Origin of the sequence: Mesorhizobium sp. CO1-1-8, from assembly GCF_020164875.1 — a bacterium.
Taxonomy (GTDB): domain Bacteria; phylum Pseudomonadota; class Alphaproteobacteria; order Rhizobiales; family Rhizobiaceae; genus Mesorhizobium.
Map to the genome: position 1 here is coordinate 661,244 of NZ_JAIUGZ010000001.1, position 10,817 is coordinate 672,060.

10 protein-coding genes are annotated in these 10,817 nt (G+C 63.3%); 3 read left to right on the forward strand and 7 right to left on the reverse strand.

What is annotated here, in order from left to right; genetic code table 11:
• The first annotated feature begins 34 nt into the window (after positions 1 to 34).
• The gene (locus LB558_RS03390; RefSeq protein ID WP_224696191.1) at positions 35 to 943 is read left to right on the forward strand and encodes a DMT family transporter; all 909 of its coding nucleotides are present in this window, start codon (positions 35 to 37) and stop codon (positions 941 to 943) included.
• 166 nt (positions 944 to 1,109) lie between these two features.
• Here LB558_RS03390 and LB558_RS03395 read toward each other — a convergent pair whose 3' ends face one another.
• On the reverse strand, positions 1,110 to 1,964 hold the full coding sequence (locus LB558_RS03395; RefSeq protein ID WP_224696192.1) for a LysR substrate-binding domain-containing protein: 855 nt from the start codon (positions 1,962 to 1,964) through the stop codon (positions 1,110 to 1,112).
• A gap of 112 nt (positions 1,965 to 2,076) precedes the next feature.
• Between LB558_RS03395 and LB558_RS03400 the strand changes: the two genes are divergently transcribed.
• Both LB558_RS03400 and LB558_RS03405 read left to right on the forward strand, forming a co-directional pair.
• A complete protein-coding gene (locus LB558_RS03400) occupies positions 2,077 to 2,484 on the forward strand; it encodes a tautomerase family protein (RefSeq protein WP_224696193.1) in 408 nt (135 codons plus the stop codon).
• 142 nt (positions 2,485 to 2,626) lie between these two features.
• Entirely contained in the window at positions 2,627 to 4,849 is a 2,223-nt protein-coding gene (locus LB558_RS03405) for an AMP-binding protein (protein ID WP_224696194.1), read from the forward strand.
• Positions 4,850 to 4,876: 27 nt separating this feature from the next.
• Here LB558_RS03405 and LB558_RS03410 read toward each other — a convergent pair whose 3' ends face one another.
• From LB558_RS03410 to LB558_RS03440, 6 genes are all read right to left on the reverse strand, one after another.
• Complete coding sequence (locus LB558_RS03410; RefSeq protein ID WP_013532542.1) at positions 4,877 to 5,695, reverse strand: CDP-alcohol phosphatidyltransferase family protein; 819 nt, start codon at positions 5,693 to 5,695, stop codon at positions 4,877 to 4,879.
• Between the two features lie 3 nt (positions 5,696 to 5,698).
• A complete protein-coding gene (locus tag LB558_RS03415) occupies positions 5,699 to 6,397 on the reverse strand; it encodes a phosphatidylserine decarboxylase (protein WP_224696195.1) in 699 nt (232 codons plus the stop codon).
• Positions 6,398 to 6,770: 373 nt separating this feature from the next.
• Complete coding sequence (locus tag LB558_RS03425) at positions 6,771 to 7,118, reverse strand: antibiotic biosynthesis monooxygenase (RefSeq protein ID WP_224696196.1); 348 nt, start codon at positions 7,116 to 7,118, stop codon at positions 6,771 to 6,773.
• A 271-nt stretch (positions 7,119 to 7,389) separates the two neighbouring features.
• Positions 7,390 to 9,270, reverse strand: a complete 1,881-nt coding sequence (locus tag LB558_RS03430) for an ABCB family ABC transporter ATP-binding protein/permease (protein WP_224696197.1) — start codon at positions 9,268 to 9,270, stop codon at positions 7,390 to 7,392.
• A 97-nt stretch (positions 9,271 to 9,367) separates the two neighbouring features.
• The gene (locus LB558_RS03435) at positions 9,368 to 9,700 is read right to left on the reverse strand and encodes an ArsR/SmtB family transcription factor (RefSeq protein ID WP_224696198.1); all 333 of its coding nucleotides are present in this window, start codon (positions 9,698 to 9,700) and stop codon (positions 9,368 to 9,370) included.
• Between the two features lie 67 nt (positions 9,701 to 9,767).
• Complete coding sequence (locus tag LB558_RS03440; protein ID WP_224696199.1) at positions 9,768 to 10,700, reverse strand: LysR family transcriptional regulator; 933 nt, start codon at positions 10,698 to 10,700, stop codon at positions 9,768 to 9,770.
• Between the last annotated feature and the right edge of the window lie 117 nt (positions 10,701 to 10,817).

A 10,817-nucleotide genomic window follows, 5' to 3' on the forward strand; every position in this document is an offset into this window, starting at 1 on the left:
ACGATGTCAGGACCAAGCGGCGTAGGCTGGTTGCATGACTGAGATTGCAGCCGCCACCGACACCGCCACGGAGCGCACGCTCGGCATCATCCTGGTGTCGTCCTCAGCTGCCGTTTTCGGCCTGACCGGTGTTCTGACAAAGTCGATCCATGCCGACCCGTTGACCATCATCTGCTGGCGCGGCTTTGTCGGCGCGATCCTGATCAGCCTCTATGTGCTGTGGCGGCGTCACCGTTCCGGTGGGCGTGAGACCCTGCGGCTTGGCTGGCGCGGCTGGCTGCTGGCAGCAGAGGGAGCTCTGGCCAGCATCGCCTTCATCTCGGCGTTCAAGTTCACCTTCGTCGCCAATGTCGCCGTCATCTATGCCACAGCACCTTTCGTCACCGCGCTGCTGGCCTGGGTTCTGACACGCGAACCCTTCCGGTTGCAGACGATGGTCGCAGCCGCCGTGTCGCTGTGCGGCGTGGCGATCATGGTCTGGTCCGGCTTCGGCACCGGCAATCTTTTCGGGGACGGACTGGCACTGCTGATGACCATCGGCAGCGGCCTTTACATGATCATGGTACGCGCCTTCCGCGACACGCCCGTGGTGTGGGCCGGTGCGGTCTCAGCCTTCCTGTTGTTCGTGCTCGGCTGGTTCGTCACCGATCCGCTGGCGGTTTCGCCGAGAGATGCAGTTCTGCTCGCCACTTTCGGCGCGTCCTTCGCGCTATCCTCGATCCTGTGGACGGAAGGCGCGAGACTCATCCCGCCGGCCGAATCCGGGCTGCTCGGCTCGGCCGAAGTGCCGTTCGCGATCCTGTTTGCCTTCCTGTTCCTGGGCGAGATCGCCCCAGCCGCCAGCATGATCGGCGGCGCCATCGTGTTGTGTGCGGTGTTTGCGCATGCGGGGCGGGATTGGCTGATGGCCCGCTCGCAACGCTTGGCGTCAAATATTTCTTGAAAAAAGTGACGCGGTCACGGAACCATCATCCGGGTCAGGCATTATTGGTGCGACGGGCCATCGCCAAGTCCCCCCAAACCCCTCGGCCCGTCCTACTCCAAGCCGACCGTAAGGTCGGCTTTTTCTTTGCCGCTTGGCGACCGCAATGCCGGTTTTCTTTAGGCATTCAGCCCGACAGGGCAAGGTTACCGCTGAGCAGGGCCGCCAGATCGGCTGCCGACCCATCGGCACCGGTTCGCAGCCGGATGGCGAACTCAGCCATTGGAACCCGCGGCAGGCCAAGCTCGCGCGGCGCCTCGACAATGCCGGAATGGGCAAAGCGACCCGTTCGCAGCGTCAGCGCGACACCGGCGTTCACCGCCGTGCGCAGGCCCGCCAGGCTGGCGCTGCCGGCAGCAATACGATAGCGGCGGCCGTCGGCATCGAGTGCGGCAAGTGCCGCTTCGCGAAAACCGCAATATGGATCGAGCAGCGCCAGCGGCAGTTCCTCCTGCCGCGAAGCCAGCCCTTTTTGTGAGCATAGCCATATCATCGGCTCGCGCAGCACGCTGACTTCGTCCGACACTGCCGCCTGGCGCATGACGATCGCCAGATCGAGGCCGCCGGACTGCAGTGCCTGCGCCAGCTCGGCGGAACGGCCGATCCGCAGTTCGATCCTGACGCGCGGATGACTGGCGGCGAAGGCACGCAGCAGGTCCGGCAGGCCGCTGTCGGCGAAATCCTGCGTCGTGCCGATGGCAACGCGTCCGGCAGCGCGGGCGCCCTTCAGTGCCAGCCAGGCCTCGCGATGGGCGGCAAGAATGCGCCTGGCATGGCCGACGAGGTCCTCACCTGCTGGGGTCAAGCCGCGCCCGCGCCCTTGCGGCGCCAGCAGCGGTTCGCCGACGATTTCCTCCAGCCGCTGCATCTGGGCGGTCACCGCGGAGGGCGAGCGGCCAACGCTTGCAGCCGCTTGGGCCAGTGAGCCGCTGTCGACGAAAGCAAGGAAGGTTCGGAGCAGATCGGGATCCAGCGTTTCCATACTTCGACCTTATCGAATCTTAAGTTAAAAACAATTCGATTTTTTTGACTGAAAGATGGTGGCATGTTGTTTCAACGGCGGTCGGACGCCGCTCAAGCCAAGGAGAAGAAAAATGCCCATTATCAATATCAGCGTCACCGGCAAGCCTGACGCGGCGCTTTCCGCTCGCATCGCGAAGGAAGCCACCGAAATCACCGCGACGCAGCTGCGCAAGGACCCGACGATCACGGCAGTTGCCGTATCCTATGTCGATCCGCAGCACTGGTTCGCCGGCGGCAAGTCGCTGGCCGAGCACGACACCAACACGTTCTGGCTTGATATCAAGGTGGTCGACGGCACCAATACCAAGCTTGAACTGGAGGCCTATCTGAAGGCGATCTTCGCGGCCTTCGGCCGCCTGCTCGGCGGCGTGCATGAGGAGAGCTACGCCTTCGTGCATGAAGTGCCGGCAGCCGCTTACGGCTATGGCGGTAAGACGCAGGAGTTCCGTTTCATCAGCGGACGGCTGCAGGCGGCGTGAGCAGCACCGACTTACCTTCCCCCACAAGGGGCAAGGCAGGAGGCGCACTCATCCGCATTGACCTTGCTCCCACATCGTCTAGGTTCTGGCCGAAGCGGCCGCGAAAGAGCCGAGATGCTAAAAAAATTGGGAGAGACGCGGCATGATCCTGACACTGGCGCTGCTTGCGGGTCTTGTTCTGGCCTGGGTGCTGATCGGCGTGATGGAGAAATTCCGCCTCGGCCTGCGCTTCACCCAGGCGCTGCTCTATGTGCCGTTCAAGCTCGCCTACCGGATCGGAGATAGCCGCATCAGGATCGCCCGCAAGACGCAGACCCCAGTCATCTACGTCATCTCGCATCAATCGCGCTTCGAGCCGGCGCTGATGCTGTCGCTGCTGCCGGAAGACACGCTGCATATACTCGACGAGGTCTCGGCGCGCTCGCCATGGCTCGAACCTTGGCGCGAGCTTGGCCGTACCATCGCCTTCAACGCCGAACATGTCTTCGTCAGCCGCCGGCTGGTGCGGGTGCTGAAGGGCAAGGGCCGGCTCGCCGTCTATCTGCCGGATGCGGTCGAGCCTGACGTCAAGACGTTTCGGTTGTTTCGTGCCGTCACCCGCATCGCCATGCAGGCCGATGCCAGCATCGTGCCGATCTTCGTCGGCGGCGCGCGAAGCCTGCCGGTCTCGTTGACGCCGGCGGACAAGGCACCGCGACACTGGTTTCCGCAGTTGTCGATCAGCGTGCTGGAGCCGATGACCATCGCCGAACTGGTGGCGCGCAACCCCGAGCAGGCCTCGAACACCAATGCGCTGTTCGACCGTGTCGCCGAGGCCCGGCTTTTCGGCACCGACCTCGATCGCGGCCTGTTCCTGGCGATGCGCGATGCCGCCGACCGTGTCGGCGCCTCGCATCCGATCATCGAGGACGTCATCTCGGGCGCGCTGAGCTACCGCAAGATGTTCATCGGCGCTCGCGTCCTGGGCAGGCGCTTCGAGGCAGCGACGGCGCCGGGCGAAGCGGTCGGTGTGATGCTGCCCAACGCGAATGGCGTCGTGCTGTCGTTCACCGGCCTTCTGTCGGCCGGCCGGGTGGCGGCGCTGATCAACTATACGGCCGGGCCGGCGAGCGTCACCGCGGCCGTTCGCACGGCGGTGATAAGGACCGTGATTTCCTCCCGCGCGTTCGTCGAGAAGGCCGACCTTCCGGACATCGTCGCGGCGGTCGAAAAGGGTGGTGCCAGGCTGCTCTGGCTGGAGGATGTGCGGGAGAGCGTCACCGCGCTGGACAAGCTTGCCGCCGCCTTGCTGTGGCGCTGGCCGCTGCAGCGGCAGGATGCGGCGAAGCCGGCGGTGATCCTGTTTACTTCCGGCTCGGAAGGCACGCCGAAAGCAGTCGTGCTGTCGCACAAGAACCTGCTTGCCAACGCCATGCAGGCCGAAGCGCGCATCACCATCTCGCCCGCCGACATCCTGCTCAACGTGCTGCCGGTGTTCCATTCGTTCGGGCTGACGGGCGGCACCATCCTGCCGCTGGTCACGGGCGTAAAACTGTTCCTCTACCCCTCGCCGCTGCACTACAAGATCATTCCCGAGGTGGCACGCAAGGTGAAGCCGACCGTCATGTTCGGCACCGACACATTCCTCGCCAACTATGCACGCACCGCCAAGGACGGCGATTTTTCCAGCCTGCGCTTCGTCGTCGCCGGCGCCGAGGCGGTGAAGCCGGGAACCCGCCGCGTCTATCGCGAGCGCTTCCAGGCCGAGATCATCGAAGGGTTCGGGCTGACAGAGGCGGCACCGGTGGTTGCCGTCAACACGGCAATCCATGGCCGCGACGGTACCGTCGGGCGGCTGCTGCCGGCCATGCGCATGAAACTTGAGCCGATCGAAGGCATCAGCGACGCCGGCCAATTGTGGCTTGACGGACCGAACCTTATGATGGGCTACATGACTGCGGACCGCCCCGGTGAATTGCAGCCGCTGACCGGCTGGCACGACACCGGCGACATCGTCGCCGTCGACCGCGAAGGCTTCATCACCATTCGCGGACGCGCCAAGCGCTTTGCCAAGATCGCCGGCGAGATGGTGTCGCTGGGTGCGGTCGAGATGCTGGTGCAGTCGCTGTGGCCGGAAGAGCACCACGCGGCTGTAGCGGTGCCGGACAAGCGGCGCGGCGAGCGCATCGTGCTGGTCACCACCGCCGACGATGCCAATCCCGACGAGTTGCGCAAATTCGGCAAACAGGCGGGCGCCGCCGAACTGATGGTGCCGAACGACATCGTCAAGGTCGAGGAAATTCCGGTGCTGGGGTCCGGCAAGACCGACTATGTGTCGACGAGAAAACTGGCGATCGACAGGCTGGGCCTCGGCGTCGCGGCCTGAGTCAGATCAAGCACTTCCGCCGACCTTCTAACCTATATCCGAAGGCGGCACCTTCTCGCCCTCCAGCTTGGCGCGCTTCGAATAGGCGCGCACCGAGAACGGCAGGAAGATCAGGTAGCCGGCGACTGACGCGGTCAGCGTGTACCAGGGGTAGGTCATCAGCAGGAGTACGTAGAGCACGACACCCAGGATGATCGGCAACACCCTGTCGCCCGGGATTTTCAGGCTCTTGCCGGAATAGACCGGCAGCCGGCTGACCAGCAGGAAGGCGACCAGGATGGTGAAGCCGGTGGCGACGAAGGCCGCTGGACGACTGGGCTCCAGACCTGTGCGCAGGAAATAGAGATAAAGCGGCAGCATCACCAGCACCGCGCCCGCCGGCGCCGGCACGCCGACGAAATATTCGGACTGCCAGATGGGGCGATCGGCCTTCTCGTCATCGAGCACGTTGAAACGGGCGAGGCGCAGCCCGCAGGCGATGGCGAACAGCAGTGCCGCGATCCAGCCCGGCGAACCGGCGCGGTCGAGCAGGAAGGCATAGAGCACCAGAGCCGGCGCCACGCCGAAATTGACGATGTCGGCCAGCGAATCCATCTGCGCGCCGAATTTGGAGGTCGCCTTCAACATCCGCGCCAGGCGGCCGTCAATACCATCGAGGAAGGCGGCAAGCAGCACCATCACCACCGCCGGCTCGAAGCGGCCTTCGAAGCCGAAGCGGATGCCGGACAGGCCGGCGCAAATGGCGAGCACGGTGACCAGGTTGGGCAGCACCATGCGCATCGGGATCTCGCGGATGCGCGGACCGCCGCTGGCATGGGCCTCGAACTTTTTGTATTGCGTGCCCACCGGTCAGGAAACCCGAACAAGAGGCGTGCCGGCAACACCGCCGAATTCGGCCAGCACGGTTTCGCCGCCAACCGCCGTCTGGCCGACGGCAACGCGCGGCGTGGCGGTCAGGGGCAGGAACACATCGACACGCGAGCCGAAGCGGATCAGGCCAAAACGCTCGCCAGTGCCGATCGAGCCGCCGGCCTCGGCCCAGCAGACGATGCGGCGCGCCACCAGGCCGGCGATCTGGACGGCCGCGACCGTGCCGTTGGGGCTCTCGATGACCAGGCCGTTGCGCTCGTTCTCGGTGCTGGCCTTGTCGAGCTCGGCATTGAGGAATTTGCCCGGCCTATGTTCGATTTTCGCAATACGGCCGCGCACGGGAGCGCGGTTCACGTGGCAGGAGAAGACGTTCATGAACACCGAGATGCGGGTCATTTCGATATTGCCGAGGCCGAGCTCGCGCGGCGGCACGGCCGGCCCGACCGCCGAAATGATGCCGTCGGCGGGGCTGACCACCAGGCGGTCGTCGACCGGCGTGACGCGCTCGGGATCACGGAAGAAATAGACGCACCAAGCCGTCAGGATCAGACCGATCCAGAACAGGATCGAGGAGAAATAGCCGAGGAAAAGCGTCGCCGCGCCAAAGGCCGCGATAAAGGGATAGCCTTCGCGATGGATCGGTACGAACGCGTTCTTGACCGTATCGACAAGGCTCATCTGCTAAAAACAGGCTCCGTTTCAAGTCCGGCCTCAATAGCCGAAAGCCCCCCTCGCCGCAACGCAACAATCGGCAAGGCCATATTAGGCCCAACTGGCAGCGGCGGGGATGCACTTGCCTGTGGGCGTCGTTGTCGGCAGAATTCGGCATACACTTGCGTGCGGGTGCGCCAAGGCGGCGAGGTGTTGCACACGGTCACCGTCGATCGCGGCTGCTTTGCCTGCATGCCGGGCGGCACCGACAGGAAAACGCTGTTCATCCTAGCCGCCGAATGGCGTGGCTTCGATCACATGGTCGGCGACGCCCGTACCGGCCAGTTGCTCAGCGTCGAGCGCCGGCACCTGGCATCGGTTGGCCCCGTAAGGAGCCAGGCTACAGCCCGGGAATCCGCTGATAGTTGGCCATGTCGGCCCGCACGCCGAGCCGGGCGATCGTCTCCTGCGGATTGAAGGCGATGCGCTCGTGCGCCGCCTTGACTATGGGCACGACGTTGTCGACGGCCGCCTGGCTTTCCCATTCGACGATGGTCACGAAGTTAAATTCGCCCGGCCCGGAGAATTGCTCGAGCAGGAAATCCTGCACGAAGCCTTGTTGCAGGCGCAGCAATTCATGCGTTGTCCGGACCTTGGTGAGTATCTCCTCGCGGGCGGCGGCCGGGACGACGAATTTGTCCACCCTGAACACGCTGCCACCGTCAACGTTTTGATTTGTCTTGCTCATTTCGATTGTTCCGTTCCTGGATCATGGTGTTTTGGGCTCCAGGGACGGCGTACAATCTCAACTTAAGTTGAGGTCAAGCGGAATTTTCTTTCCTTCTCCCCTTGTGGGAGAAGGTGGATCGGCGCCCAGCGCCGAGACGGTTGAGGGGTGTTCCAGCGGAGTGAGACACTGATGTTCCAGCGCAGTGAGGCGTTGGCGTTCCCGGAACAACCCCTCATCCGACCTCGCTTCGCGAGGCTACCTTTTCCCACAAGGGAGAAGGGAAGACGCGTCAATTCACCTCCGACGTGCGCCTTCTCACCACCACGCCAAGCTCGTCGCCCTCGCGGGCGATGCGCAGCCGCTCCTCGGCCTCGGTCGCCTCGCGCTGGCGGTCCCACATCGAGGCGTAGAGGCCATGTTTGCGCATCAGCTCGGCATGGGTGCCGCGCTCGGCGATCTGGCCATCCTGCAGCACGATGATCTCGTCGGCCGTAATCACCGTCGACAGACGGTGGGCGATGACGATGGTGGTGCGGCCACGGCTGACCAGATCGAGAGCGGCCTGGATTTCCTGCTCGGTGTGGCTGTCGAGTGCCGAGGTCGCTTCGTCGAGCATCAGGATCGGCGGCGCCTTCAGGATGGTGCGGGCGATAGCCACGCGCTGCTTCTCGCCGCCCGAAAGTTTTAGCCCGCGTTCGCCGACCATCGACTTGTAGCCGTCAGGCAATCGCTCGATGAACGGACCGATCTGGGCAAGTTCGGCGGCCTTCTGCATATCCTCCTCGCTGGCGCCGATGCGGCCGTAGCGGATGTTGTAGGCGATGGTGTCGTTGAACAGCACGGTGTCCTGCGGCACCATGCCGATCGCCCCGCGCAGGCTCTCCTGCGTTACATCCTTGATATCCTGGCCGTCGATCAGCACCTGACCGCCCTGCACATCGTAGAAGCGGAACAGAAGCCGCGAGATGGTCGACTTGCCGGCGCCCGAGGGTCCGACAATCGCGACGGTCTTGCCGGCCGGCACCTCGAAGCTGATGCCCTTCAGGATCTTGCGGTTGGGATCATAGGAGAACTGCACGTCGCGGAACTCGACCTTGCCGGCGCTGACGGCGAGCGGCTTGGCGTCCGGTTTGTCGACGATCTCCTGCGGAACATCCAAAAGGTCGAACATCTGCTCGATATCGGTCAGCCCCTGGCGGATTTCGCGGTAGATGAAGCCGATGAAATTGAGCGGCACCGACAGCTGCATCAGCATGGCGTTGATGAAGACGAAGTCACCGACCGTCTGCGTGCCGGCCTGCACTTCAAGCGCCGACATGCACATGACGATGACGGTGCCGAGGCCGAAGATGATGCCCTGCCCGAAATTCAGCCAACCAAGCGAGGTCCAGATGCGTGTCGCGGCGACCTCGTAGCGCGCCATCGAGCGGTCGAAACGCTCGGCTTCCATACCTTCATTGTTGAAGTACTTGACCGTTTCGTAATTGAGCAGCGAGTCGATCGCCTTGGTGTTGGCGTCGGTGTCGCTGTCGTTCATGTCGCGGCGGATCGAGATGCGCCAGTCGCTGGCGCGGACCGTGAACCAGACATAGACCCAGACGGTGACCGCGACGACGACCACATATTTCCAGCCATAGGTGTAGGCGAAGATGCCGGTGGTCAGCGCGAATTCGAGGATCGTGGGCGCCGTGTTGAGCATGATGAAGCGCACGATCGTCTCGATGCCCTTGGTGCCGCGCTCGATGATGCGCGACAGGCCGCCAGTGCGCCGTTCCAGGTGAAAGCGCAGCGACAGTTGGTGCATGTGGACGAAGGTGCGGAAGGCGAGCTGGCGCACCGCATATTGGCCGACGCGGGCAAACAGCGCATCCCTTAACTGATTGAAGCCAAGCTGCACCAGCCGCACGACATTGTAGGCCACGACCAGCATGACGGGGGCCAGCAGGAAACTCGGCAACGGCGGCACCGATTTGGCGTCGCCGGCCAACGCGTCGGTCGCCCATTTGAAGAAATAGGGACCGGCGACCAGCGTCAGCTTGGCGACGACCAGCAACAGCGTCGCCCAGGTCACCCGGGCTCTCAGATCGGCGCGATCCGCCGGCCACATATAGGGCCACAAATTGAGCAGCGTCTTGAAGGTCGAGGAGTCGGAAACAGTTTTTTCGGCCATTCTTGTGCCCTTCTTCTTATGTCTTTTTGACCATGATCCCTGGACAAACTGAAACCGTTTGTCCGAGAAATCCGGACCCCACTTTTCGGGTCATGGTCTAGCGGCCGGAACAGCAGGAATTGACGAGCGCGGCCACCGATGCGGAAATATCGGCGAGCGCGGTACGGTCGACCTCATAGCGCGAGCGCTGACGGTCAGGTTCGAACCGGACCAGCCCGGCTTCGACCAGTATCTTCAAATGTTGTGACACAGTGGACTGCGCCAGGTCGAAACGGTCGACGACCTCGCGGCAGCAGCAGGAGTTGCTTGCGGACAAGTATTTCAGGATTTCGATCCGCGCCGGATGCGAAAGTGCTGCCAGCCGGGTGGCAACGGCTCGGCTGTCCGGGGCGCAGCCGGGCATACCTATTTCAGCTAGGGATTCGCTCATCGTCCATCGGCGATAAACGATGGTCGGCGCTGCCGCAAGCTACTCTTCTGGGCAGAGCATATAGCGGCTAACGCTGTGAACTGGACTTCTCGATCCCCGGGATGCCGGCTATCCGTTCAGCCAGGAAGTCAACCATCAGGCGGACCCTTGCAACGCCAGCGCGCTCCGGGACAATCAGTATGTTCAAAGGGGCGGACGGCAGCGAATAATCATCCAGTATCGTCTCGAGCAGGCCCGCCGCCAAAAGATCGTCGACAAGCCATCGGTGAGCCGGTGCGACGCCTCGACCCGCGAGCAAAGCCTCGCGCGCGGCAAGCCCATGGTCGACACGCAGGCGCCCCGCGAAAGGCACCATATGGCGCTCGCCTCCAGCGCCCTGCAAGGCAAGAGTTTCACTCCCCGCCACGTTCGACATCCGGATACCCTCATGTCCAGACAGATCCGATGGGATAGCCGGCCTGCCTCGCTTCGCCAGATAATCCGGCGATGCCACGAGCTGGCGCCGTGACAGGCCGAGGGCCCGCAGCCTCAATGAACTGTCGGTGAGCGGCCCCAACCGAAGCGCGATGTCGACACCTTCCCTGACGAGATCGACACGCTCATCGGTGAGGCTGAGGTCAACGCCGATGTCGGGATATCGGTCCTGAAAGTCGAAGATGAGTCGGCTGGTGTGCAAGACCCCGAAAGCGGCAGTACAGGATATCCGGACGGTGCCGGCCGGCGCGCCACGTGCGCCCCGCGCTTCGTCACCGGCCTGCTCGACAAGGCGCAGAATCTGGACGCTGTTGGCATAGTACCGGCTACCTTCGTCGGTCAACGTGATCCGCCGGGTGGTCCTGCTGAGCAAAGGCGCACCCACTGCCTCTTCAAGCTCTTGCAAATGCCGCGTAACCGTCGATTGCCCGATGCCCAGTTCGCCGGCAACCAACGACAGATTGCCCCGTTCCGCGACGCGAACGAAGGTGCGCATGCGTTCGAGGGTGATATCCGACTTATCCATTATTCGGCACAATCCTATGCATTATGAATATCTATCGGATTAAGGCTTGTTGAGATTCAGCGTGAGTTTATGACGGCAGCAGCGAGATTGATGAAAGCCGCGAAGCTCTGGTCGGTT

Excerpts from the sequence above, each read along its gene's own strand:
- LB558_RS03425 (WP_224696196.1), bottom strand. The coding sequence starts at position 7,118 with ATGAGCAAGACAAATCAAAACGTTGACGGTGGCAGCGTGTTCAGGGTG.
- LB558_RS03405 (WP_224696194.1), top strand. The coding sequence starts at position 2,627 with ATGATCCTGACACTGGCGCTGCTTGCGGGTCTTGTTCTGGCCTGGGTG.
- LB558_RS03435 (WP_224696198.1), bottom strand. The coding sequence starts at position 9,700 with ATGAGCGAATCCCTAGCTGAAATAGGTATGCCCGGCTGCGCCCCGGAC.
- LB558_RS03400 (WP_224696193.1), top strand. The coding sequence starts at position 2,077 with ATGCCCATTATCAATATCAGCGTCACCGGCAAGCCTGACGCGGCGCTT.
- LB558_RS03395 (WP_224696192.1), bottom strand. The coding sequence starts at position 1,964 with ATGGAAACGCTGGATCCCGATCTGCTCCGAACCTTCCTTGCTTTCGTC.
- LB558_RS03440 (WP_224696199.1), bottom strand. The coding sequence starts at position 10,700 with ATGGATAAGTCGGATATCACCCTCGAACGCATGCGCACCTTCGTTCGC.
- LB558_RS03390 (WP_224696191.1), top strand. The coding sequence starts at position 35 with ATGACTGAGATTGCAGCCGCCACCGACACCGCCACGGAGCGCACGCTC.
- LB558_RS03415 (WP_224696195.1), bottom strand. The coding sequence starts at position 6,397 with ATGAGCCTTGTCGATACGGTCAAGAACGCGTTCGTACCGATCCATCGC.
- LB558_RS03430 (WP_224696197.1), bottom strand. The coding sequence starts at position 9,270 with ATGGCCGAAAAAACTGTTTCCGACTCCTCGACCTTCAAGACGCTGCTC.